The 26,259-nt window shown below is 43.3% G+C and carries 13 protein-coding genes; all 13 read left to right on the forward strand.

Annotation, left to right across the window (positions count from 1 at the left end; translation table 11 throughout):
• Nucleotides 1-21: 21 nt before the first annotated feature.
• The 13 genes from lpdA (at nucleotide 22) to DW091_RS18115 (ending at nucleotide 26,139) form a co-directional block, all read left to right on the forward strand.
• The gene (gene lpdA, locus DW091_RS18050) at nucleotides 22-1,446 is read left to right on the forward strand and encodes a dihydrolipoyl dehydrogenase (protein WP_058693676.1); all 1,425 of its coding nucleotides are present in this window, start codon (nucleotides 22-24) and stop codon (nucleotides 1,444-1,446) included.
• 7 nt (nucleotides 1,447-1,453) lie between these two features.
• Complete coding sequence (locus DW091_RS18055; RefSeq protein WP_118518887.1) at nucleotides 1,454-1,825, forward strand: YccF domain-containing protein; 372 nt, start codon at nucleotides 1,454-1,456, stop codon at nucleotides 1,823-1,825.
• Nucleotides 1,826-1,912: 87 nt separating this feature from the next.
• On the forward strand, nucleotides 1,913-3,451 hold the full coding sequence (guaA, locus tag DW091_RS18060; protein ID WP_058693678.1) for a glutamine-hydrolyzing GMP synthase: 1,539 nt from the start codon (nucleotides 1,913-1,915) through the stop codon (nucleotides 3,449-3,451).
• 1,034 nt (nucleotides 3,452-4,485) lie between these two features.
• Entirely contained in the window at nucleotides 4,486-13,659 is a 9,174-nt protein-coding gene (locus DW091_RS18065; RefSeq protein WP_118518888.1) for a prealbumin-like fold domain-containing protein, read from the forward strand.
• Between the two features lie 56 nt (nucleotides 13,660-13,715).
• Nucleotides 13,716-15,530 (forward strand): SpaH/EbpB family LPXTG-anchored major pilin, encoded by a 1,815-nt coding sequence (locus tag DW091_RS18070; protein ID WP_118518889.1) that lies wholly within the window; start codon nucleotides 13,716-13,718, stop codon nucleotides 15,528-15,530.
• A 169-nt stretch (nucleotides 15,531-15,699) separates the two neighbouring features.
• Complete coding sequence (locus tag DW091_RS18075; protein ID WP_118518890.1) at nucleotides 15,700-16,536, forward strand: class C sortase; 837 nt, start codon at nucleotides 15,700-15,702, stop codon at nucleotides 16,534-16,536.
• Between the two features lie 680 nt (nucleotides 16,537-17,216).
• Nucleotides 17,217-18,902, forward strand: coding sequence for a potassium-transporting ATPase subunit KdpA (gene kdpA / locus DW091_RS18085; protein ID WP_074618116.1), 1,686 nt, complete (start codon nucleotides 17,217-17,219; stop codon nucleotides 18,900-18,902).
• A 17-nt stretch (nucleotides 18,903-18,919) separates the two neighbouring features.
• Nucleotides 18,920-20,992, forward strand: a complete 2,073-nt coding sequence (kdpB, locus tag DW091_RS18090; protein WP_118518891.1) for a potassium-transporting ATPase subunit KdpB — start codon at nucleotides 18,920-18,922, stop codon at nucleotides 20,990-20,992.
• A 15-nt stretch (nucleotides 20,993-21,007) separates the two neighbouring features.
• Nucleotides 21,008-21,652, forward strand: coding sequence for a K(+)-transporting ATPase subunit C (gene kdpC / locus DW091_RS18095; protein WP_118518892.1), 645 nt, complete (start codon nucleotides 21,008-21,010; stop codon nucleotides 21,650-21,652).
• A gap of 171 nt (nucleotides 21,653-21,823) precedes the next feature.
• Nucleotides 21,824-22,963 carry an aldo/keto reductase gene (locus tag DW091_RS18100; protein WP_118518893.1) on the forward strand — a complete coding sequence of 380 codons (1,140 nt, stop codon included), beginning with the start codon at nucleotides 21,824-21,826 and terminating at the stop codon, nucleotides 22,961-22,963.
• A 49-nt stretch (nucleotides 22,964-23,012) separates the two neighbouring features.
• Nucleotides 23,013-23,222 (forward strand): pentapeptide repeat-containing protein, encoded by a 210-nt coding sequence (locus DW091_RS18105; RefSeq protein ID WP_074618119.1) that lies wholly within the window; start codon nucleotides 23,013-23,015, stop codon nucleotides 23,220-23,222.
• A 244-nt stretch (nucleotides 23,223-23,466) separates the two neighbouring features.
• Nucleotides 23,467-25,752, forward strand: a complete 2,286-nt coding sequence (locus DW091_RS18110; protein ID WP_158577938.1) for an EAL domain-containing protein — start codon at nucleotides 23,467-23,469, stop codon at nucleotides 25,750-25,752.
• A gap of 117 nt (nucleotides 25,753-25,869) precedes the next feature.
• The gene (locus DW091_RS18115) at nucleotides 25,870-26,139 is read left to right on the forward strand and encodes a hypothetical protein (protein WP_058693688.1); all 270 of its coding nucleotides are present in this window, start codon (nucleotides 25,870-25,872) and stop codon (nucleotides 26,137-26,139) included.
• Nucleotides 26,140-26,259 lie beyond the last annotated feature (120 nt).

Here is a 26,259-nt window from a genome sequence, read left to right on the forward strand (position 1 = left end):
ATATAGAAAGAGTCAGAGAAAATGAGTGAGAGTAAAGAATTTAAACATTATGACCTGGTGGTACTGGGAGGAGGATTCGGAGGCTATACTGCAGCCATCCGGGCAGCCCAGCTTGGGAAAAAGGCCGCGGTGATCGAGGAAGACCGCCTGGGCGGTACCTGTCTGAATGTCGGCTGTATTCCCACTAAATTTATGCTTCAGAATGCGAAGATTATTAAGGCCTGTGACGGCGCGGCAAGGCGCGGTGTCGTCATGTCACAGCCAAGCGTCAACATGGGGCAGATGATAAAAAATAAAGATGAAAAGGTACGCCGGCTGGGTAATGGCATAAAAATGCTGCTGAAAAGCAATGGAGTGGACGTGTACCAGGGAACCGGCGAGGTTTTTCCGGACTATTCTGCTAAAATTACCGATATGGAGGGTAGCGAGGAGATCATTGGCTGGGAGAAGCTGATCATCGCCACTGGTTCCAATCCGGCAATTCCCGATTTGTTTAAAGATATTCCAGGGCTGCTGACCAACCGCGAGGCCCTGAACCTTCCTTATCTGCCTAAAGAGCTTATCATCGTGGGGGGCGGTGTGGTAGGCTGTGAGTTTGCCACTATTTTCAGTATTTTCGGCACTAAGGTGACCATGCTGCAAAACGGCAGCACCTTAATCAATGGCTTTGATAAGGAAGGAACCGCCTGCGTAGAGGAAAGCTTAGTTAAAAACGGCGTTACCATCCATTATAACGCCTTTGTCCGGGATATTTATAAAGATTCCGCGTCCAACTTCCATCTGGAGGTTGAAATGCGCAATGAGGAACAGCCGAAGAGCTTTTGCTGCGCTGATGTTCTCATGGCTACTGGGCGCTGCGCAAATTTAAAAGGGCTGGACAGCCTGAACCTTGAGCTTGACCGCGGCTGGGTAGACGTTAATGATTACCTTGAAACCTCTGTACCGGACGTTTACGCCATTGGAGACGTGACCGCTAAATCCCATTTGGCCCACGGCGCGTCCGCTATGGCCATGCGCGCTGTCGAAAACATGTTTGGCGGCAGACCTGCTAAAATGAATTACAGCCTGATTCCGTCTTGTGTGTATACTCTTCCAGAGGTAGCCTCAGTTGGTATGCGAGAGGAAGCCGCGAGAGAAGCCTATTCAAACGTCAGAGTGGGGAGCTTCCCCATGAGCGCCAGCGGCCGCGCCCTGATTCGTGATGAAAACCAGGGCTTCGTCAAGGTCATCACCGAGGATAAATATGGCGAGATCCTGGGGATTCATGTTGCTGGTCCGGGTGCCACCGAGCTCATTACCCAGGCTGAGACCATTATGGCTCTGGAGGGAACCATTGAGGATATGTGCCGGATTATCTATCCGCATCCTACCATCTCCGAAGCTCTTTTTGAGGCGGCTATGGATACCTTTGGCATGTCTATCCATTTGCCAAAGAAGGAAGCCTGAAAAGCCTATGAGAACACTGGGAAACATCATCTGGTTTCTGTTTGGCGGCCTGATCTGTGCCCTTGGATGGGCTATTTCAGGTTTGATCTGCTGCGTGACCATCATTGGCATACCCCTCGGCCTTCAGGCCTTTAAATTTGCGAGCTTTGTGCTCTGGCCCTTTGGGCGGGACATTGATTTCAGCGGAATGGGTACAGGCTCTTTTCTGGTGAATATCCTCTGGATTATCTTTTTTGGCTGGGAGCTGGCGCTGGCGTCACTGGCCTTTGGCCTTGTCTACTGCATCACCATTGTGGGCATTCCCTTTGGCCTTCAGCATTTTAAATTTATGAAGCTGGCACTGATGCCCTTCGGCGCAGAAATTATTACAATTGATTGACGATTACCAGAAAATACTGTCTGAAAAGGGCTTGACAAAGCGCGATTAACAGATAAACTATATACATTAACTCATCAAGGAGGAAAAATGGCAGAGAGAGAAACAATTCTGATCATCGATTTTGGTGCCCAGTATAACCAGCTCATCGCCCGACGGGTGCGTGAAGCAAGCGTTTATTCTGAAGTGGTACCCTACGATGTATCCATTGAAAGAATTAAAGAAATCAATCCAAAGGGGATCATCTTTACAGGAGGTCCTTCCAGTGTCCACGAAGAGGGCGCTCCAAAGTGTAACCCAGATATTTATACATTGGGGATTCCCGTGTTGGGAATCTGCTATGGCGCCCAGCTTATGGCCCAGCAGCTGGAGGGCAGTACTGACTCGGCCGAGATTCGAGAATATGGCAAAAAGGCTGTGAAAATCGGAAAAAAGGACAGCCTGCTGTTCAAGGATGTTAAGAACGACTCCATTGTCTGGATGAGTCATACAAATTATATCGCCCAGGTGCCTGACGGTTTTGAGATTACAGCCACCACGGAGACCTGTCCGGTAGCCGCCATGGAAAATACAGATGGAAAAATGTATGCTGTACAGTTTCATCCAGAGGTAGAGCACAGCCAATATGGAAAAGAACTCCTTCGCAACTTCATTTATGATATCTGCGGCTGCCAGGGCTTATGGACCATGGAAAATTTTATCGAAGAGCAGACAAAAGCGATTCGTGAACAGGTCGGAGATAAAAAAGTGCTCTGTGCCCTGAGCGGCGGCGTGGATTCCTCCGTCGCCTCCACCCTGGTACATCGTGCTATCGGCGACCAGCTGACCTGTATCTTTGTTGACCACGGCCTGCTGCGTAAAGATGAAGGCGATCAGGTTGAGGAGATCTTTAAAAACCGTTTTAAAATGAATTTTATCCGCGTAAACTGCGAGGATCGCTTCCTCGATAAGCTGGCTGGTGCAGATGATCCTGAATGCAAACGGAAGATCATCGGCGAAGAGTTTATCCGCGTTTTTGAAGAAGAATCCAGCAAGCTTAAGAATATTGACTATCTTCTCCAAGGCACCATTTACCCAGATGTTATTGAAAGCGGCACCAAAAATGCCGCGGTGATCAAGAGCCACCACAATGTCGGCGGCCTGCCAGAGGATGTGGATTTTGAGCTTATCGAGCCTCTCCGCAACCTTTTCAAGGACGAAGTCCGCGAGCTTGGCGAAGAACTCGGACTCGACCATGACTTAGTTTGGCGCCAGCCTTTCCCGGGCCCGGGTTTGGCCATCCGCGTTATGGGCGAAGTTACTAAAGAAAAGCTTGACCTGCTGCGCGAAGCTGATTTTGTCTTCCGCGATGAAATTGCAAAGGCCGGTCTGGATGAAGAAATCTGGCAATATTTTGCCGTTCTCCCAGGTAACCGCAGCGTCGGTGTCATGGGTGATGAACGAACCTACGATTACACTGTTGGTCTGAGAGCTGTCACCTCCGTTGACGGCATGACCTCCGACTGGGCAAGAATCCCTTTCGATGTGCTGGAGTCCATCTCCACCCGTATCGTCAATGAGGTTCCCCACGTGAACCGTATTGTGTACGACATCACAAGCAAGCCGCCATCAACAATTGAGTGGGAATAAATAACAAAACCCCTCAAAAGCGCTATATCGTGCTTTTGAGGGGTTTTGTTTTTTTGATAAAACAGAGAAGCACCTGTATTGGAATAAAGATCAAACGGAGGCAGACAATTATTTTGTGTTCATAATATCGTAATGACAGTTTTATTTTCCTTTCTATAGGTCAAGAAGGATAAAATTCAAGGTACTGTGATCAGTTTTATTAATAATAAAACATTTGTTTGAACAACAGAAGCATTCGTAGACTTTTAATAGTCTGCGAATAAAAATTTATAAAATCTATATATTGTTTCATTATATGCTATTTATTAAGCTAATTATAACACATTCTAAACTGCAATGTCTATATTTTTTATTTTTCTTAAATATATTTATTTAAAAGCATAATTTCTGTTTTATAGCTTTTATATGAATAATACAGATATTTTTTTTGATGAATACGGACTTTGTCAAAATCTGGTCAAAAATACTTTGAAAACGTAGGAAATAAGGGCATTGTTTATCTTTACTTTAAATTTTTCTTATTTTCTCTTTGGTCATGGCTCTGGTCAGATTGTTCGTCATCGGGCTGGAGTCTAATGTAATTTAAGAAGCACTCGCAGACTATTAAAAGTCTGCGAATACATAACCATTAGATTTTGGTCTGATGGCTAATTTTTTAACCCTGAGAAACTTGGATTAAAAGGAGATAAGATGTTTGAGGTTTGTTACAAAAAAGCACTTTCATATGTGATGATTAAAATAAAACATTGAGAAAAGTGCCGGGTTACCATCAAATTTAAATTTGATGGTAAAATTTTACTTTCTTTTTTCTTGGACTATAAGGATATAAGATGATCAGCAAATAAAAAAATAGAGCGAGGTATGATTCAGCGTAGTATCAGTCATAGCAACAAACCTATAATCCTTGCTGCCAGAGAAAGCCTGAGAGGAATTAAATAAAAAGTTATAGTTTTTTATTGTATGGCTGATATGAGCCGGGCTGATTATATATAGATGAGATACTGAAAGAGATTCAAATTTTTAGGAGGAAGAGGATGAAGTGTTTAATTGAAGGTAGAATGATTTGCAGAACGATCTATCTTGCGCTCAGCATTCTTTTGATTCTGGGAAGCACCGTGACCGTTTACGCAAATACGGGGACCAGTACTGATATGATGGATAAAAATTCAGCAGAGCAGCCGATTGTGAGAAAATTGGACTGTGTTTTATCTGGTCAGAAGGATTCAGCGGAAAGATTAACAACCGAATTAAGCTTGGATTTCTCTCTTGAGAGCCAGAAAGAAGCAGAGAGTTTTACACTGGAAGCGCCTAAAGAAGGGCTTAAAATTGCGGATCAGAAAACCGCTATGCCTGTCTATGCCGGAGATATTTCTGAAAAAGGAATGGAAACAGCCGCATTAAGCGATGAGAAGATTGGGGACTATACCATCAAAGATGGAAAGATTCAGGTAGTATTTGACGAAAATCTTAAATCCAAAGAAAGACATGCCTTTTTTGGAAGAATTGTACTGAAAGCGCAATATGATCGGAAAGCCTTGTCCCACGAGCCCCGGGAAATAACATGGGATCTTTGGGATGAATCGACACGTCAGGCTTATGAGACTGGAATGGGTGAAATGTTCAGAAAAGAAGTTCGGGGCGCAGATGAAAAAATACCGGGAACAGTCATTGTTAAGCTGCCAGCCCAAAAAGCCCTGGACTGGTCGAAACGGGGGGAGGATTTTTCCTTTGAAATATCAGAAGGGAATGAACTGCGTTTTGGGTTTTTAAATGACGCACCCTCCACAGCAGTGATGGCGGGTGATACGGCGGTCTGCGAATTGGAAAATTCCGGCTACACTGTTGCAGCTACGGAGGAGGACCAGCTGGTTTTGGGAAGCGGTGAGGCAGAACAGCTCCCGGTTGCTTCATGGGTCTCTGACGGAAAAAAGATACTTCTTACCTTTACCGAGACGGCCCAATCCATAGAAAAGGCCACAGATATTTCGGGCAGCATTATCCTTGAAAAAACAGCAGTCCCAGCGACGATTCTGGCTTCGAGTACCAGCCTGGGAGACTTTACAGCCGATGGAGTGTCTTATCAGATTGAAGGACAGTCTTCTGAGAAATTTGAACAGAACATTTTCTGGATTGACAACAATAACGCCAAAGATATTCGCCCGGATAAACTGGATGAAGTGAAAAAATGGTTGGCTCCGAATGATCCTCAGACTTCGGGTGAAGGGGTAACCGCCAAGGCCACGGTGGTTTTTAAACGAACAGATGCCTTAGAGGGAGATGAAACAGCAACCGTTCAAAAAGATTTGCAGATCCCTCTTCGGGAGCTCGTGGACATTAATAATGATGTCACCCTTGCGGAGGGAGGCGGTACTGGTACATGGCACTTTAGTGTTGCAAACCTGCCGTCGCAGCTGTCCTTTGAAATGAAAGATCCGGATGAGACAGGTAAAAGGATTACTTATATGGCCGAGGATATCAGATGGGATCTTGTGCCGAGAGCAGAACAGACCAGGGAAGCGCCGGAAGGAACAGTCGGAATAACGGACCTGGATGAATACTATTTTCCAACAGATATTAACAGTGAGGAAGATTATGAACGCTATCCCGGGGCAAATCCCGACAATGGTGGTCTGGGTCTGGGTTGGTATTACAGCGAAGCCATGGATTTTCACGTTGATGTCGAAGTTCGGCGCGGAGACCATCAAATATATGGCATTGATAAGGCAGTCGGCCAGCAGTATCATTTCTATGTTGATACAGGAAGGGAAGCAGGGAAGGTAGATCTGCCCCTGAATTCAGATGCTATTCACAGCTCCTGGGGAACATGGCAGTACGGTGATACACCGGGAAGAAATACCTTTAGTGTCAGTCATTTGCCCAAATATAACCTGGACGCAACAGAGATCGACTATTATATTGATCAGCCGAAAGGGGAAGATGGAAAGTCCCCAAACCGCATTGACCAGGTAATCGTTACGGAAGAGGATATCCCTGCGGGAGTAACAGACGTAAGTCCCGGGGATGACCGTCTTCCCGGAGAGGATTACCTTCTGGAGACAGTGGAAAACAATCCTGTATACAACCATGGCACCGATGCCGAACATGCCCATGACGGAGGAAAAATCATCCTGACTTTAAAGGGATACACACAATACGGCGCTACTAAGGAATGGCATGACCAAGATGACCCTTCTCAGCGTCCAGATCTTAAATTTGAACTCTGGCGTTATGCCGTTCGACCAAACCAGGATCCAGCGACAGCCTATCAAAAAGCGACACCGGTAAAAATCGAAAACAACGTGGCGTCAGTTGAGATTAAGGGAAAAAGTCAAGAGGATCGGACTTTCTTTGATTTCAAAACGCTTTATGCAAATGAAAAAGATCAGACAGACGAAGGATACCTGCCTAAATATGACGCTGAAGGCTACCCTTACGTGTACTTCACAAGGGAGAGTATGACCGGTTCCGGCGCTGACTGTTATGAAAGCCGTTTTTATCCAGTGGATGCTCTGGGAAATCCGGGAGAAGATACCCTGCCTGAAGGAATCGGAGTGGACGGAAGGGAAGCCAACGATAAAAGCATCTACAATGGGGGCACAGTCAGTAATATACTAACTGGGAATACTACAGCCGAGGCTCAAAAAACCTGGAATGCTATGGCTTTTCAGACAGAACTTGGCGATGTGAGGATTCAGCTGACGCTGCAGTCCCGGCCGGCCAGAGAAGGCCAGGGGCCCAATGAGAATTGGAAAAATACAGAAGAGGTACGGGAGCTTTCAGGTTTTATCGCGGAGATGCTGGAGCAGAGCCTTTCCGCAAATATGCCAAAATACAATGAGCTGGGCGAGAGGTTGGAATACCGATGGATTGAAAGTGGTGTTTTTCAGGAAGGCAGCGAGACTAATCTGCTGGCCTGGGATGCGACAACCGGCCTTGGCGAATTTACACTGCAGCAAAAAGGAGAAAGTGTCAAATACACCTCCAATGTTAAAGTGGAAAGCGACGATAAAGGAAACTATGAGACCGTCATTGAAAACAACATAGAGAATACAACACAATACCGCGTTACCAAAAGATGGCTTGAGGGTGTTAATAATATCCAGCCGCTGGAATTGATTCTTTACCGTACCAACGCATCCATGGAGCAGCAGAAGCTGACTACAAAGGACGGCAAAAATTTCAGCATTGATGGAAATGCTGATACGGAATGGACCGATTTGTACTTTGAAGGAAATCCTGTAGGACGAGTAATGGAAACCGAAGAATGGTATGCGGAATATGAGGGACTCGTAAAATATGATGACCATGGAAATCTTTATGAGTATGTCATTCTCGAAAAGGCAACTCAAGGCGGTGCCTGGGATACGAAATATGAGACAACAATCGATGAGGATAATGTCAGACACCTGCACATTGAAAATGGACCAGGCGATGGGGAAATTTATCGTATTCGCCTCCGGAAAAGCTGGCTGGACGACAGTGACCGCTCACACCGTGAGCCAGTCACCTTCTCTTTTTATAAACGCACTGAAGAGAATGGGACTGTTAAGTTTGATAAATTGGATGGTCAAATAGCGCCGGTGGTCGTATCAGAGAGTGATGACTGGTGGAAAGAAATAAAAATCCAGACATCAGTCGTAGAAGAAGAGGATCTCCTGGTTTTGGAGACCAAGGTTGGTGAAAAGCCAGTTGGTGACGGCACCCTTAACGCCCCAAACGATCAGTATCAAACCCAATATACGCCAGAATACATGGAAGAGGTTTGGAGGATTCAGCATGCCGATAGCAGTGCCAAAGAGAAATCTGACTATATGCTTTTTGAGGCGGCTAATCATTATTATAATGCCAGCTATTCTCTGGTAGAGATCGAAGGGGTTCCATTCTACACCGTATCCAATCTCCGTCTGGGACGGATTGATATGACAGCGGAAAAGGACTGGATTGATGGAAATGATAAGGCAAAGCGTGAAGCGCTTTTAGAGAACGTAAAATCCGCAGTAGGTAAAAAAGAAACAGATTCTAAAAATTATGTCCTTGGACTGAAGCTGGAATGCGTTGATGCGCCGGAGGCCATCGACTATAAGACAAACATTATTACATTAGGTGGGACACCAATGCCAATTTCAGACGCAGAAGGCAGGGTAGCAGGAGCGATCCAACCAATTGACACTGAACAATCCAGCCAAAGTCTTTCGTTTTACAATTTGCCAAAATACAATGAGTTTGGGCAAATGGTGCGTTACCGGGTGGTCGAAGTTGCCTACGATCCTGAGGATTTCCAAGAAAATGGTTGTTACGATGTGTCAAAGGTATATCCGTTGGCCGAACTGGAGCTTGAAAACAATGAGTACAGCTTTGGTGTTTCTCAGGTGAGCTATGTGCCGGGCACAGATCATACAGTAGACACACAGGTTTACAGTGTTACCAACCGTTTATCCGGCAGTAAGGATGTGCTTTTCCGAAAGGAGTGGAAAGACGCTTACCGTTACGAAGCGGGCGAACGCCCAGACATTTATTTTGATCTCTACCGCCAGATTCATGTGACGAGTGAAGAAGGGCAGGTTGTTGAAAAAATAGAATCTATTTATAAGGATACAGTTTGGAGATTTGAAGGGCAGAATACACCCAATTATTCAACCACCATTTTGGAGAAAATGCCAAAATATGATGAGCTTGGCTATGAGATCATTTATTATGCCCGTGAAAAGACTCATATTGACAAGGAAATGTTTGATTATGACGCGGTTCAATATAAATATCCTGAGAATACAGTAACCACGATGGATGTCAATGTTTTCAGAGACATTGACCGCTATAAAGCAATCGGGACAGAATTTGCGGTGGACTCAGATAATCAAGACAAGGTGGTAAAGTTAACAGAAGACTTAGACCCTGAAGTGGTTCAAAAAAATGAAGTTTACGCATTAAAAGAGGGCGGTTTGTTTGTTAACCAGATCAGCGCAGATGTTAAAATTGCCGGTAAAAAAATCTGGTCCAACACCCCTGCAGGATTCAGCAAAACAGATCTGCCGAATGTAGAGTTTAGTTTATACCAGTACCATGCAGATGATGAAAATATTCCACAGGATGGTGAAGTGATTCCGCAGGGTAAAGATGCTGTTGCAACCCTCGAGGTTAGTGATTGGGAAAATCACTACGCCAATGGCGAATACCAGTTTGTTTTTGGCTATGAAGGAAAAAATATAAACAGTGGTAAGATAGACGAAGGACTTGTCGTTTTTCCTGAAGATGCGACAGCTAAACCTCTTTCCAAATATGACGAGGTGGGAAAGCTTTACACCTACGTGCTTCGGGAAAACTTGAGCGGTATTTATCAAGAGAGCTCTGAAAATGGTCTCACGGAAGGGCAGGAAAATAATCTGGTTTATCAACAGCCCAAACAAAACAATTACATCATTACAAATGTGTATGATTCTGCCAAAGGGAGCATCAATATTCGAAAATGGCTGGATTTGACAAAATATACTGGAGAGCAAAATTTGCCGGCCGTCTCCTTTACCCTTACCCGAGCTTATTTGGATAAAGAGGGGGTTTGGGTTAATGAAAAAGGCTTCAGCCAGACAAAAACCATTAAGCCGAATGAATTTGAAAAAATAAACTTTGATAAACAGTATAAAGGTGAAACTTCCTTTGATAATCTGGAAATTTATGCGCCCAATGGCAGTTATTACAAATATATTGTCACAGAAAACACAGGAGGTCCCATTATTCAGGGAGGCTACACCATGGTGGGTGGCAACGGCGCATTGGAAATGAAGGATAATGACAATTATAAAGAAATCGCAGAAGAGAACAAAGTAATTGTCTCCGGGTTGATTGCTCAGAAAAAAGACGAAGGTACTGCTGCTTTCTTTGAAAGTATCAGCCAGAAAATCTTAGGGCTTTTTAGGGCAGAAGACAGAGGAGCGAATCCGAGTTCCAGGGATTGGGCGACCTTTAAAAATACTTTTAACAATATGGAAAAAGGAAATCTCTCCCTGATAAAACGCTGGGAAGACAGAAATAATATCCCCGGTGTGAGGCCAAAAGAACTGACCTTTGATATTTACAGAAGCGCTAATGCCCAGAGCGGCGGTGCAGCAGCCATTGGAGAAATAAAGCTGGGACAAGTTAAGCTGACGATTCCAGAAGGTAAATGGAAGCAACCTTCTGCTGAGGGGGTAAGGGCAGATATTTTAGAGAATGATGCTAATCAACAAGAAATGTTAAAGAAAATTTTTGGAGATAATAATGAGAATATTTTCGTTAAAATCGAGACAGTCGACAGTCAGGGAAAGCCTAAAACAGAAAATGCTTCATTAAGTGGTGCGGCAGCAGCTGACGGCTTTAACTATTGGAAGATTACTTTTGAGAACGTCAATGAGGTATTTGCCACTACTGGTGTACCCTGGACCTATACTTTTAAAGAGGTGACTGAATCAGGAGACATGCTGCCGGACAATGTCTATAAGGCAAGAGACAAAGAGGCAAAATGCAGCTATGCAGGCTATGATACAGGGAATGACAAACATGTTTTTTCTGGAGGTACAGACTACGTCATAAATAAAATGACCATACAGATTTTAATGAATAAAAAGGTGCCTGCGTCGCCGGGCGAAAGTTATTCAGCAAGTAATGCGGTTGTCAACAGCACAGGCTACACCATGAAGGTGGGCGCTCAGATTTATGTTGCGGGAACAACCAATTTGAACCATAAAAGTGACTTGTATAAGCCGGAAAACTGGAAACCTATAGGAGAAGAAGAAAGTGCGTCGCCTTATTCTGAGCAAATTATGAAGACCCATTATGGAAAAGCGGATATAAATCAGAATGAAAAAAAACAGTTCTGCAATCCTGAGCATACTGTAAATAAAGGCGCGTCCCTTTCTTTTGGCAATTTTGGGAGCAGTAATCTGCCGAGGGCGATTAATTATACAGACGATTCAGGAAAGCAGAAGACCGTTTATTTAAGCTACGTGGTAGTGGAAACAAAGCTGGAACTCTTAGATGAAAACAAAAAAGTTATCTATCAGGAAAGCTACACACCACAATTTGTGAAATTGGATAAAAATGGAAAAGCACCTGAAATGGGCTACTGGCTTGAGCAGGAAACAAAAATAAAATCGACACCAGAAGAAATCCTAGAAGAGTTACCTGCAAATACAGCCCCACTCTTTAAACCTTTTTTTGACACTCGAGAAAAACTGGAAAACTATTATAACAATGGCGCTGGAGCGGTTGGATTAAATGGAAATTCAAATTTGCAGCCCTACATCAATCTGGATTTGAAAGCCAATGGCAGCGATACGACTTATATGTATAACATTACAGATCTGGTGAATTTGGAAGTGATCAAAACTTGGGAAAATGATCATGATAATATCTATGGCACAAGGGAGCCAAATGGTCCGAATGCATGGGAATTAGATTTTCAGATAGAGCAGGCAGATAAAGCAGATAATCAATGGAGTCCTTTTGCATATAATGGTGTAGACAGTAAGCTGACGCTTGCAGGAAACAATTCTGAGGCGACCAAAAGCCAGAAAATCAGCAACCTGTTAAAACATAGCCTGAAGCAAAACGAGGATGGCGGTTATTCACTCGAAGAGTATCAATACCGGGCAAGGGAATTAAATCCTGAGGCTGGTCCTGTTGATGAACACATTGGAAAATATAATTTTGTTTATAATGTAGACTACCAAGATAGTTTTAATACAGATGAAAATATTTATAGAACGTCGGTCACCAATACTATGATTACCAGTGAAATTTATGCAGAGAAAAACTGGGTACAGGAAGGCCTGGAAAAACCAGTGACTTTTGAGCTTCAATACCAAAAGCCTGACGGAAGCTGGCAGGCCTTTACACCCGCAGCCAATGTGGTATTAGATGGCACAGTCGATCCAGAAGCGGTTTACTACGAATATGATGCGTGGCGGGCAAAATGGACCAGTGTACCAGTAACTATGCCCAGCTCGAAGATGGATGAAAATGGTAAGACAATTTACCGGATTATAGAATATACAGATGACAGCTATGAAGTTTCAGACGCTGAGAAAGAGGGGCAAAATTATTTCAAAGAAGTGACGGCGCAGCAGGGAACAGAAGATAATCCGTTGTGCTTTAAAAATCAACTTACCGAGCTTGTGGTAAAAAAGATCGTCAGCAAAAATGGAGGTGATATAGAGGACGGTGTATTGAGTGCAGACCATAACACATCCTTTAACCTTGTCTTGATGACTAAAGGCCAGACTGAAACCACTTACAGTTGCCGTATTTTTAATGAAAATGGGGTGTTAGAGGAAGAAAAAAGCCTTGAAGCGGTAAAAGAAGATTTTCTGACAGAGGACACTTTAAAAGATTATGGGAAACCCGTCCAGAATCGCAAGGCTGTTTTCACTCTTAAGGATGGCTGGACAGCAAAAATCTATGGACTGAAAAAGAACCAGGAATATTGGGTTCAGGAAGAAGATACCAATGAGAGCTGGGCGGCCTGGGAAGGCTGGAGAGAACCTCTCTATAACTATTGGTATGGAGAGGATGCGGGCAGCCAGACCGGTTCAGCCACACTGAAAGAGCTTATGGATGATATGACCTGGAAGCATGCGATCACTATGCCGGATCAGCCGTTAAAACAGGAGTTCATCGTGACTAATCGTAACAGCGGTTCCATTATTTTGGAGAAAAAGGACAACAAGCGAAAGCCGTTAGCAGGCGTCGCCTTTAGACTGGAATATAAAAATAAAAATGGCGAGTGGCTTGATATTGACAATCATGTCTGTGGAAATACAGCGGTGATCGAGGACAATCAGGGAAATATTGATGAGAATAACGCACCAGGAATCTTGACAGATCAGGACGGCAGGGCTGCTTTTACAAACCTGGCGTTGGATCAGGAATACCGCATAACAGAGATATCTACTCAGGAAGGCTATAACCTTCTGGCAGAACCTGTTTTGGTCAAACTGGCATATGAAACAGCCAGCGGGCAGATCGGAAATGGGAAAAGTCTGTTTTACACCAAAGATGGGAAAAACTATTATAAGGATATTATCATCACCATTGAGAATAACCAGACCCTTGTAATGCCTGAAACTGCCGGAAACGGCTTCTTCTGGCTGGGAATGGCAGGTATGACGGTCATTTTCGGCACAGTGGGGGCGATCCTCGTAAAGAAGGAAAGAGAGCGTCGCAAATTACAGCCATAAGCGTGTTATATAAGCTGATTGTATGATCGTAGAAATTTGAACAGAAGGTAAAAAAGATGAAAATGGAAAGATTGAAAAAACACTTGTCCGTAATTTTGACGGCAGCGTTACTTTTAGGGAGTTTTGGAATAACGGTCATGGCAGCAGGTTTTGAGGCGGCTCCCATAGACGACGCTTATTATGAAAACCTGCTAGGTGAAGGAAGTAAGGGGACATCGGTGATCACAGTTACAAAAAAGCTGTCCGATGTGGACGGCATTAATTTTGAACAAGGAGCCAAACCTGTAGCTGGTGTAAAGTTTGCGCTTTTGAAGGTTGGTGATCTTTATCAGGTTAATGATGGAACCGAGGTGAAAATGGCCTATGGGATTTCAAAAAAACTGGGTGATCAATTTAAATCAGATGAAAGCAGTCAAGACTGGTGGGATTATCAGGATGATACACATTATTATGTCGCTGATTACACCACTATCAATACTAAAATGGCACAACTCACAGCCGATGAGGTAAACCAGATATTAAAAAATGTAGAACCATTGACAACAGATGTAAATGGTGAGGTTAAGTTTGAAAATCAGCCCTATGGGCTTTATATGGTAGCAGAAACGGATATTTCCGGCGCAACTGTGGATAACGAGCCTGTGGTTATTACGAGGAAGCAATATCCTTATGTGGTTTCAGCCCCTTTTTATGATCAGGCCACCCAGAAATGGAACGAGAATATCGAGGCCCGAGCAAAAAATGAAAGTGGAACAGCTGCCTTGGAAAAAAAAATCGTTCGTGATAACACAGCGCTGGGGTATGTGGCAGGCGAAACCTTGGAAGATACCGATGTGACTCACGGCGGAGACGTTGTGGAATTCAAGCTGACGGCAGACATTGTGGACTTAACAAATTCCAGAGAAAATCCAGATGTAAAAGTAGATAGATTTGATCTTACTGACAATCTCAGCGCAGGGTTTACTCTTCCAGAGACTTTTGATTCAAATACAATGGCCATTACCGATGCATCAAATCAGACTTACATAATCGACACCGATTATACAGTAACAGCGCTCGAGGAAGATGTTTATCCTGAAAATGGCTATGAAAATGGGTCTGCTTTTACTATTCAGTTTACAGATACAGGATTGATGAAATTGACTCAATGTGCTAAAGACCCTGCTTTGGGGGGAGAACAATCACCACGTCAGCTTTATGTATATTATACTGCAACCGTCAATGAACAGGCTGTTTTAGGGGGAGATGGCAACCCGAATCAAGCGAAACTGACCTATCAGGTTTATGAGGGACAGCAAATTGACACCGGATGGAAAGAAGTAACAGAATTTATTTTCGCGTTAGATGTTACTAAATCTTTTGAGGGCGAGGGCGCAGCGCAAGCTGATGGGAATCAGGTGCGCTTTAAGATTTATACCTTAGATTCAAACAATAAAAAAATTTATATGAATTTTACAGGTGCAGATGGTGTTTATCAGTGGAGCAGTACAGGCGAGGAAGAAATAGCCCTTAAAGATAAGCATTTTAGGCTGACGGGTGTTCCCACTGGAGTAGAGCTTTATCTGGAAGAATCCGCCACGGACGACGGCTTTACGCTTTTAAAGGACGCCATTAAGCTCTATTTGACAGCTGAAGCAGAGGAAAGTGTGTATACTGGAAAACTGGATAGCGATGCCAGCAAGGTTAAAGACCAGAAAGCGGTTCTGGATAACGGTGAAACCACCGTGCGTTTTGGGATTATTAATACTGCTGGATTCAAGCTTCCTGCCACTGGCAGCATGGGTGGCCGGTTTATGACCGCAGCGGGAATTCTTATCGTGACAGCAGGCGTGATGTTTTTTGCGCGCGCCAGAAGGAAACCTAAAGCATAAAAAATTGAACAGCTGCTACAGCTCAAACAGACCTTCCTGATTGCAGGGAGGTCTGTTTTTTTTGAAAAGATTAAAATTTCGGATGATCCCTTTATGATCATTTTGAAAAACAAAAATTCAGCATATACCAGGCCATAAAAAATGCAAGTAAAAAAGGAAAGGAGACGTCTTGAAAAAACACTGTATTATACAATTTGCGGCCTTTGGAATTATTTGTGTTGGGGCACTCCTGGCATTTTATCCTTTTCTCAGCAATTTTCTTTATGAAAACGCGCAGGAAACTGTGGTGATGGATTATGATGACATTGTACTGAGGCTTGAGAATAGTGCCGTTGCAGAGGAAAAGTGTCAGGCAAGAGAATATAATGATGCCTTGAAAAATGGCGATGTGATTTTGACAGACCCTTTTGATCCTGAGGCATTAAGACAGAAAAAAAATGATGAATACAATAATCTGCTTAATTTCAGGCGTGATGGTGTTATGGGGTATGTCCATATTCCATCTATTAATCAGAGATTAAGCATTTATCATGGCACTGCTGACGAGGTTTTGGAAAAGGGAGTGGGACATCTGCCTGAAACCTCGCTTCCAATCGGCGGGGCGGGAACGCACACGGTACTCTCCGCCCACAGCGGCAGTCCTGGAAAAAAACTATTTAGTGATTTAGAGCTTTTAAAATTGGGCGATCTGTTTTATATTCATACCCTGGATGAGATTCTGGCCTATCAGGTAGACCAGATTAATGTGGTGGAGCCTGAGGACACCCGTAATCTGATGATTGTACCAGGACAGGATTACGCGACCCTTGTCACCTGTACACCCTATGGGGTCAATTCCCACAGGCTTTTGGTGCGGGGAATACGGACAGACTACAAAGAAATACCGCTTTCTACAGAGGTTAAAGAAGGCAGCCAGTGGATGCGCCAGTACTCTTACGTCATTTTCATTGGAGCGGGAAGTATTCTCGTAATGATGATTCTTTTCAGAATTATCCGAAAAAAATGAGAAAGTGTTCAGATAAAAATTGATGAAATTGACGCCAAAATCGATATAGCATAACTGCTAAAAAAGGAGCAGCCATAATCCGCAGACACAGAAAACCCCTCGAAAGACTTTATATAAAGCCTTTCGAGGGTTTGTTTTATCGCATGAATTTTATGGTATTTTAACAGAAACAAAAAAACATTAACAAAATATTTATTCGTCTCTGTATATAATCATATGCAGACAATGACAAACACCCAGAGAAATCAAGAAGATAGGGATATCGTTGAAAATAACAAAGAAATATTTTTTATTTATGTTATAGATTAAAAAAATATATTTTTATTTTTTCTTAATATCTTTTTTAAATTATATACACTTTATTTATATGAAAACAGATAGAATAAATTAGCAATATCAAATAGGCAAACAGGAGGAATAAAAAATGATGGATGTAATGATGGTAGGAACATTAATTGTTTGTATCGTTTCGATGCTGGGCTTCACTGTTTTTTGCAGTAAGCAGGTAGACAAAAAAAGTCCTGTCAAGAAGGAGGAATAAAAATGCTGATACTTGGAATTATTATTGTGGCAATGTTTGGTTATCTCACTTATGCACTTATAAATCCAGAAAAATTTTAAAAAATAAATATATTGCTGAGATAGCAGCACTAAAATTAAAAGAGATGAAGGAGTACTAAATGTTACAAGTTGCTTTAACTTTAGCATTGTTTGTGATTATTATTTTTCCATTAGGAACTTATATTTATCACATCGCAACCAATAAAAAGACCTTTGCAGATCCGGTCTTTGACAGAGTTGACAATGCCATTTATAAAGTATGCGGTGTCGATATGAATCGACAGATGAACTGGAAACAGTACGCTGTTGCGCTGGTCGTCACAAATGCTTTTATGATTTTTATTGGTTACATCATTTTAAGAATTCAATTTTTACCTGTTTTCAATCCAAATGGGATTGAGGGAATGGAAGCCAGTTTGTCATTTAATACAATCATTAGTTTTATGACAAATACAAACCTTCAGCATTACTCAGGTGAATCCGGCCTCTCCTATTTAAGCCAAATGCTTGTCATCATTTATATGATGTTTGTTTCAGCGGCATCGGGTTATGGTGTTTGTGTGGCTTTTATCAGAGGTCTGGCTGGCGGTAAAGACGGCAGAAAAGCGATGGGAAATTTTTACTCAGACCTTATCCGTATTACCACCCGCGTCTTGTTGCCATTATCCATTATTTTGGGGACTTTCCTTATTTCACAGGGGGTTCCACAGACTTTATTGGGAACTGCAACGGTTGCTTCATTGGAAGGTGGTTTGCAGGATATTGCACGTGGACCTGTTGCGGCGCTTGAAATTATTAAGCATTTAGGGACAAACGGCGGCGGTTTTTTGGGTGCGAATTCATCGACACCGATTGAAAACCCGACAATTTTAACAAATATCTGTGAATTATTGTCAATGATGATCATTCCAGGTGCTCTGGTCGTTGCTTTTGGCCTTATGATCAAGGACAAAAAGCAGGGATGGATGGTTTTTGGCGCGATGGCCATTATTTTCATTATTGGTCTTGGCGTATGTATGACGGCTGAACACGCCGGCAACCCGGCACTGGCTGAAGTAGGCCTAAATCAGAGCATGGGCAATTTTGAAGGTAAAGAAGTTCGTTTTGGAATTGACCAGTCAGCATTGTTCACAACAGTCACCACCTCGTTTACAACGGGTACGGTTAATAACATGCATGATTCCCTGACACCTCTGGGTGGTATGGTTCCGCTGCTTCATATGATGCTGAACTGTGTGTTCGGCGGTGAAGGCGTTGGATTAATGAATATTTTAACCTATGCGGTGTTAACAGTGTTTATCTGCGGGTTAATGGTTGGCCGTACGCCCGAATTCCTGACAAAGAAGATTGAAAGCAGGGAAGTAAAACTGGCAGCGCTGGTAATTATTATCCATCCACTGCTGATTTTAGGCTTTTCGGCCCTGGCGGTATCGGTACAGGCTGGTCTTGATGGCATTACCAATCCAGGTTTCCATGGATTATCCCAGGTGCTCTATGAGTACGCTTCTTCGGCCGCCAACAACGGTTCGGGCTTTGAAGGACTGGCTGATAACTCCGTATTCTGGAATGTCACAGCCGGCCTGGCAATGTTCTTTGGCCGTTATTTAGCGATTATTCTCCAGCTGGCTTTTGCAAGCTCCCTGATGAATAAAGCGTCTGTCAGTGTAAGTGCTGGTACGATGAAAACAAACAACGTTATGTTCATGATTCTACTGGTTTTGATCGTCTATGTAGTCGGCGCGCTGACATTCTTCCCGGCTCTGGCACTTGGACCAATTGCAGAGCATCTTACATTGTGGTTCTAATAAAGGAAGGATTGTAAATGAGTAAACAAGAAAAACAAACGAAATTTATAACAAGCGATATACTCAAAGATGCCTTGATTGGATCGGTTAAAAAACTAAATCCAGCCTATATGATTAAAAATCCAGTGATGTTTGTTGTTGAAATTGGATTTTTTATCTCATTGATACTGACCATTTTTCCAACTTTATTTGGAGATATTGGGGACATCAGTCATTTAAGGCTCTATAATGGCATTGTTGCAGTTATTTTATTGATTACGGTTCTCTTTGCAAACTTTGCTGAATCGGTCGCAGAAGGACGTGGCCGGGCACAGGCAGAATCATTAAAGAAAACCAAAAAAGACACACAGGCCAGAGTGATAAAATCAGATGGAAGTGAAGAAACACTGAGCTCAAATGAACTCAAGAAAGGCGATATTGTGCTAGTAAAAGCAGGAGAGATGATTCCGAATGACGGCGAGGTCATCGAAGGAATTGCTTCTGTGGACGAATCAGCCATTACTGGTGAATCAGCGCCGGTAGTACGCGAAGCAGGGGGCGACTTTGCCTCTGTTACTGGTGGTACAACCGTCGTCAGTGACTGGCTGAAAATCAGAATTACAGCAGACCCGGGCGAATCATTTTTAGATAAGATGATCAAGCTGGTTGAAGGTGCGTCGCGTCAAAAAACACCAAATGAGATTGCCCTGACAACACTTTTAGTTGGTTTAACCATTATCTTTTTATTAGTAATTGTTACATTATATCCACTTGCGGGCTATTCGGGAGTCCAGATTCCGATTTCGACCATGATTGCTCTGGCGGTTTGCCTTATACCAACGACCATCGGAGCGCTGCTCTCTGCAATCGGCATTGCCGGAATGGACCGTGTCACCCGGTTTAATGTTATTGCAATGTCCGGTAAAGCCGTTGAAGCCTGCGGAGATGTCAATACAATGATTTTGGATAAAACAGGGACGATTACCTATGGTAACCGCTTAGCGGCAGATTTTATCCCTGTTGGCGTGGAAAGCAAAAGCGATTTGACGGATTATGCGGTTATGTGCTCTCTTAATGATGAGACACCAGAAGGCAAATCGACGGTTGAATTAGGCAAAGAACTTAATACAAAGGGAATAACAGAAGAAGCAAAAAATGCAACGTTTATTGAGTTCTCCGCTCAAACCCGGATGAGTGGTATCGATCTGCCGGATGGTACAACGATCCGCAAAGGCGCTTCAGATGCCATTATAGAACGTGTCAAAAAATTAGGCGGTGTTATTCCAAGAGATCTTGAAGAAACCGTCAATAAGGTTGCGGCTCTTGGCGGCACACCTCTGGTCGTGTGTGTTGATGAGCGTATCTATGGAGTTATTTATCTAAAGGATACTGTTAAGCCCGGACTGGTAGAACGTTTTGCCCGCCTCCGCCAGATGGGGATTAAAACCATTATGTGTACCGGCGATAATCCTTTGACAGCGGCCACCATTGCTAAGGAAGCAGGCGTTGACAGCTTTATCGCAGAATGTAAGCCTGAAGATAAGATTGAAGCCATCAAAAAAGAACAGGCTGAAGGAAAGCTGGTCGCGATGACTGGAGATGGGACAAATGATGCCCCGGCACTGGCACAGGCAGATGTCGGCCTGGCGATGAACAGTGGGACAACAGCTGCAAAAGAAGCCGCCAATATGGTGGACCTCGATTCAAATCCAACCAAGATTCTTGAAGTTGTTGAGATTGGAAAGCAGCTGTTAATTACACGAGGCGCCTTAACAACCTTTAGCATCGCCAATGACATTGCCAAATACTTTGCGATTATTCCGGCAATGTTCACCCTGGCAATTCCTCAGATGCAGATTCTTAACATTATGCATTTGTCGACTCCCTACAGCGCTATTTTAGCTGCGTTAATTTTTAATGCAGTAATTATTCCGCTTTTAATCCCGCTGGCAATGCGCGGTGTCAAGTATAAGCCCATGAAATCAGAGTCGATGCTGCTGCGCAATATTTTGATATATGGTCTTGGCGGTGTGGTGGTTCCCTTTATAGGAATAAAACTCATAGACCTGATCATTGCGCCGTTAGTTATGGCGATCGGGCTCGGAATGTAGAAAGGATTGGTTTAAATGAAAGAAATCATCACGACAACTTTAAAGCCTGCTTTATTAGTGACCGTTGCTCTGCTGGTAATATGCGGTTTGCTCTATCCGCTCGCATTGACGGGGATAGGCCAGCTTGCTTTTAACCATCAGGCGAATGGGAGTATCATTACTGTAAATGGCAGGGAAGTGGGAGCGGAACACGTTGGTCAGCAGTTCACAGAGCCATATTTCCTAAAGGGACGTGTTTCGGCATATAATTACAATACTTACACAGAAGAAGATTTGCAGGTAGATCCGGAAACTGGAGAGGCGAACTATTCAGGCGTCGCATCTGGTGGTTCAAACTATGGAAACAGTAATCCTGAGCTGCAGGCCCGCGTAGAAGAAAGCATCAATGAATTTTTAGCAGCCAATCCAGATGTCAAACGCGAGGATATTCCAGCTGACCTGATGACGGCGTCTGGCTCAGGCCTTGACCCGGATATCTCACCAGCATCTGCTGAGATACAGGTTCCAGCTGTTTCAAAGGCGAGCGGCATTCCTGAGGATGAGCTGCGGCAAATGATTGCCGATAATACAGAAGGTAAATTTTTAGGTGTTTTCGGTCAGGATCGTGTAAATGTGTTAAAAGTAAATATTGAGATCGCTCAAAAAATGGGTCTTTTATAAACGTATTTTTTAATACAAGGTAAAAAATTTATAACAACCGTATATGAGCCAGCAATATTTTGCAGGGCAATCATATACGGTTGTTTATCGTTTTTTGAAAAAAAGCTTGACTTGAAGTGGACTCCAAGTGCTAAGCTAAGACTTATAGAACAAGCATAAAAAGGAGTTAAAATGATTTATAAAGAATTTCAGGATTTAAAGCTTTCAGCCCTTGGCTTTGGCGCAATGCGCCTTCCAGTAAAAGATAATGACCCGAATGCCGCCATTGATGAAGCGGCAGCCGCAAAAATGGTCGACGATGCCATAAAAAATGGGATTAACTATTTTGATACAGCATACGGCTACCATAACGGCCAGTCAGAGATTGTGATGGGGAAAATACTGAGCAATTATCCACGCAAAAGCTATTATCTGGCTACAAAATTTCCAGGCTATGATCTGTCTAATATGAGCCGGGTAGAGGAAATTTTTGAAGAACAGCTGAAAAAATGTGGTGTAGATTACTTTGATTTTTACCTGTTCCACAATGTGTATGAAAAAAATATTGATCCCTATATGGATGAAAAAAATGGAATCATGGAATATCTTTTGAAACAGAAAGCCGCTGGCCGGATAAAGCATCTGGGATTTTCTGCCCATGGCAGGTATGATACCATCAAGCGCTTTTTGGAGGCCTACAGCGGTCAGCTGGAGTTTTGCCAGATACAGTTAAATTATCTGGACTGGACGCTTCAGGATGCCAGGACTAAGGTAGAGCTGCTCAATGCGTACCATATGCCGATCTGGGTGATGGAGCCGCTCCGTGGCGGTAAGCTGGCAAGCCTTTCCGATGAGAATATGAAAAAGCTCAGAACATTTCGTCCAGAAGCCAGCGCGCCAGAATGGGCGTTTCGCTTTTTACAGTCGATCCCTGAGGTGACAATGGTTCTTTCAGGCATGTCAAATGAAGAACAGTTAAAGGCCAATATGGCAGTTTATGAGGAAGAAAAGCCCGTAAACACGAAGGAAATGGACTGCCTTTTGGAAGTGGCAGACAGCATGGTGGACAGTCTGCCGTGCACGGCATGCCGCTACTGTACCACCTATTGTCCGAAAGAGCTGGATATCCCGACCATTTTGTCCATCTATAATGACGCCCGCTTTACCAATAGCGTCATCACACAGATGGCCGTGGGCGCGCTGCCGGAAGAAAAGCAGCCAAGTGCTTGCATTGGCTGTAAAAGCTGTGAGGAAGTCTGTCCTCAGCAGCTGAAAATTTCCTCCGCCATGACGGATTTTGTGGATATACTAAATCAGCCGGCTGGCTTATAATCGTTGTGAAAATACAAATGTAAACTGAATGAGGCGGCGCTGTTGAAGGATGATCTGGAGACATGTCGCGAGCAAAAAAACAGTAGATTATACCAGCAGAAATTTCAAAAAAGCAGTGCTGGATGGACAGGACTTTAGCATGAGTCTGCTCATCGCAGCCAATTTGGAGGGATGCTCACTGAGAGGCGCTAATTTTCTGGGGGCAGATCTCAGAGATTCGAACCTTAAGAATGCAGATTTGAGTGAAAGGGTTTTTTAACTCAGGCTCAGGTTAACAGCGCAAAAGGAAATGAGTATACTAAGTTGCCTGAATTTATAACATGCCCAGAAATGTGGAAAAGACAATAGACGAAAGAAATGTGGCAGGGACAAAAGACACCCTTTAAATCAGCCAAATTACTTGTGTTTATACGAATTATCATGTAAAATAAAAACAAGTCTATTTTAGCTTGGTTTCTTATAAATGTGAGTTAAAATAATTTGAGATGATGAAAGGGAAACGGATGATTGATAAAGATAACGAGCACAGCTTTGTAAAAACTTATGTGATTGCAGTCATTATCTGTATTGGATTCCTTGCCTTCAGTCTTTTGTTCATTTTTCACATTATGAGATTGAATCAGCAGGAAAGCGCCAATTACCTTAATGAATCGGCTCAGCAGAGCCAGACCGCTGTGGAAAAGCAGATCAGCGGTGATTTTCAAACCCTGGACGGTATTGCCGAGTGTGTGGGGGATTTAGATGTTTTAAATGCAGACCAGGTCGGCCAGCTGCTCAAGCGGATCAATGACAACAATGTTTTTATCCGAATGGGTTTTTCAGATAAAAACGGCATCATTGATTTTTATGATATTAATGGGGATACCCATAAAAATGTTGATATTTCAAGGGAATACTTTTTCAATGACGCTTTAGCAGGTAAGGATGTGATCTCACGCACTGTTGAAGATCCGATAAATCCAGGGCATTATATTAATTATTACGCTGTACCTATACGACATAACAATGAGGTTGTCGGGGTACTCTGTGCAGTCAATGATGCGTCAGTGCTCCGTAAGATAATTGACGCGCCAGTCTTTAATGACCGGGGCTTTACCAATATTATTGACAGCAACGGCGAAATGATCATGCGCTCAGTCCAGACCGGTGAACGATATGACAATGTGACTCAGCTGAATGAGCTTGGGATACTGTCTGTCGAGGAACAGGAAAAATTAAATGAAGCCTTAAATAAGAGTGAAAGTCTCAACTTTGTTTATGACAGCGATGAAGGAAAAGAGATGGCTGTATTAGAGCCTGTTGGTGTCAATGGCTGGTTTATTATAACCGCTGCGCCCCAGTCCATCGTCAGAGATTACTATAATAAGACTGCCATTGGTATGATTGTTATTGTGCTGGCGGCCTGCCTGATTTTCCTTTATCTTTTATATCATCAAAGCAAAATCATGGCCAAAAGCCGGAATGAGCTGCTGAAAGCCGCCTACGTCGATCCCCTGACGGGCCAGCGAAACGACGTGCGTTTTCGCATTGATGGAGAAGAAGTACTGAAAGAGAATAAAAATGCGCCCTATGGAATCTGGTACTGTGATATAAAGAAGTTTAAATTTTTAAATGATTTGTATGGCTATGAGAACGGCGATAAAATACTGAAATGCTTATCGGATACTTTGTTAGAGCACAGCAGAAAGGATGATCTCTTCTGCCGCGTTTCAGCGGATAACTTTGCAGGCATCCGTTCCTATCATGAGCGTGTTGAGCTTACGGCTTGGTTCAATGAGCTGGTCGGGGAAATCTCGGAAACAGTAATGGATAAAGCCAGACATCTGCCCATCGAGCTTTGTATGGGTGTATACTGTACCGATGACCAGTCTGAGCAGCTGACCCTTAACGACATGATTGACCGTGCTAATATGGCGCAGAAATCCATCAAGGACCAAATCGGCAGCCAGATGACTTTTTATACCGAAGAAATTCGCAATCAGACTATAAAGGAAACCGAGATGGAAGCCCTAGGCAAGGAGGCGCTTGAAAAAGAAGAGTTTGTCATCTATATGCAGCCTAAGGTTAACATACAGAAAGGGAACATTATTGCCGGCGCCGAAGCTCTGGCCCGCTGGAACAGCAGCCAAAGGGGGATGATCTCCCCAGGCGAGTTTATTCCACTGTTTGAAAAGACGGGTTTGGTTGTTGATCTTGACCGGTATATGTTTGAGAAGGCGTGCCAGTGGTTGAGGAACTATCTGGACGCAGGAAGACCAATCCTTAACGTGGCGGTCAATGTCTCGCGGCTTGGCTTATTTCAGGAAGACTTTGTAGAATATTATTCTGGGATAAAACAGAAATATCGGATTCCAGACTTTCTGCTTGAGTTGGAATTTACAGAGAGCGTGATGCTGGATGATTCCGGTGCGTTTAAGAATGTAGTCGAAATGCTGAAGAAAAATGGGTTCCGTTGTTCCCTGGACGATTTTGGTTCGGGGTATTCCTCATTAAACGTGCTGAAAAACCTCTCCATTGATATTTTGAAGCTTGATATTCTTTTCTTCAAGGAAGGGACAGACCTTCGTAGAGAACAGGTGGTCATCGCAAATACCGTGGCTATGGCAAAGGAATTAAATATCAAAACCATTGCCGAAGGCGTTGAGGATATGGAGCGGGTTGAATTTTTAAAGAAAATTGGCTGCGACGTTGTGCAGGGCTATGTATTTTCAAAGCCTATGCCGCTTATGGAATTTGATGAGATGGTTAAAAAGTTAAATGGACGGTCTATTGATGTTCTGAAAGATTAAGGATAACGGCTTCCCAAATGGGAGGCCGTTTTTTTACTGATAAAAAACATTGACGAACGATTGTTTTGGTAATATAATAGATTCAAATAAATGTTCTTGAAAAAAGGAGCTGATCGAATGAATGTATATTATGATGTGAAACAGGTTGGTTTTTGCTTTGATCAGAACAGGATTCCGGTCACCCTGCTTACAGACCAGAGGCAATTCCGTATTAGCAAGGTTCTGGACACCCGGCACGTTCTGTTGACCGGCGGCAGAGCTGTGCGCTACACCTGTCTGATTGAGGGAAAGGTAAGGTATCTGTATTTCTGGAATGGACGATGGCTTTTGGAGGGGCATGAACGGACAGAAGAGCAGGAAGCCGCCTGTGAGATTCTGTATATGTAGGATAAATTATTGTAATTTGAAGGATAATCAAAATAACCTCTGATATCTGTGTTAAAATAGAATTTAATGTTTATTATCAGTCGAAAGTGGGAATGATAATATACTGGTAAAATTCACAGA

The organism is Eubacterium sp. AM05-23 (genome assembly GCF_003477535.1).
In the GTDB taxonomy this organism is placed as follows: Bacteria; Bacillota; Clostridia; order Eubacteriales; family Eubacteriaceae; genus Eubacterium; species Eubacterium maltosivorans.

Excerpts from the sequence above, each read along its gene's own strand:
- lpdA (WP_058693676.1), top strand. The coding sequence starts at position 22 with ATGAGTGAGAGTAAAGAATTTAAACATTATGACCTGGTGGTACTGGGA.
- DW091_RS18055 (WP_118518887.1), top strand. The coding sequence starts at position 1,454 with ATGAGAACACTGGGAAACATCATCTGGTTTCTGTTTGGCGGCCTGATC.
- guaA (WP_058693678.1), top strand. The coding sequence starts at position 1,913 with ATGGCAGAGAGAGAAACAATTCTGATCATCGATTTTGGTGCCCAGTAT.
- DW091_RS18065 (WP_118518888.1), top strand. The coding sequence starts at position 4,486 with ATGAAGTGTTTAATTGAAGGTAGAATGATTTGCAGAACGATCTATCTT.
- DW091_RS18070 (WP_118518889.1), top strand. The coding sequence starts at position 13,716 with ATGAAAATGGAAAGATTGAAAAAACACTTGTCCGTAATTTTGACGGCA.
- kdpA (WP_074618116.1), top strand. The coding sequence starts at position 17,217 with ATGTTACAAGTTGCTTTAACTTTAGCATTGTTTGTGATTATTATTTTT.
- kdpB (WP_118518891.1), top strand. The coding sequence starts at position 18,920 with ATGAGTAAACAAGAAAAACAAACGAAATTTATAACAAGCGATATACTC.
- kdpC (WP_118518892.1), top strand. The coding sequence starts at position 21,008 with ATGAAAGAAATCATCACGACAACTTTAAAGCCTGCTTTATTAGTGACC.
- DW091_RS18100 (WP_118518893.1), top strand. The coding sequence starts at position 21,824 with ATGATTTATAAAGAATTTCAGGATTTAAAGCTTTCAGCCCTTGGCTTT.
- DW091_RS18105 (WP_074618119.1), top strand. The coding sequence starts at position 23,013 with ATGATCTGGAGACATGTCGCGAGCAAAAAAACAGTAGATTATACCAGC.
- DW091_RS18110 (WP_158577938.1), top strand. The coding sequence starts at position 23,467 with ATGATTGATAAAGATAACGAGCACAGCTTTGTAAAAACTTATGTGATT.
- DW091_RS18115 (WP_058693688.1), top strand. The coding sequence starts at position 25,870 with ATGAATGTATATTATGATGTGAAACAGGTTGGTTTTTGCTTTGATCAG.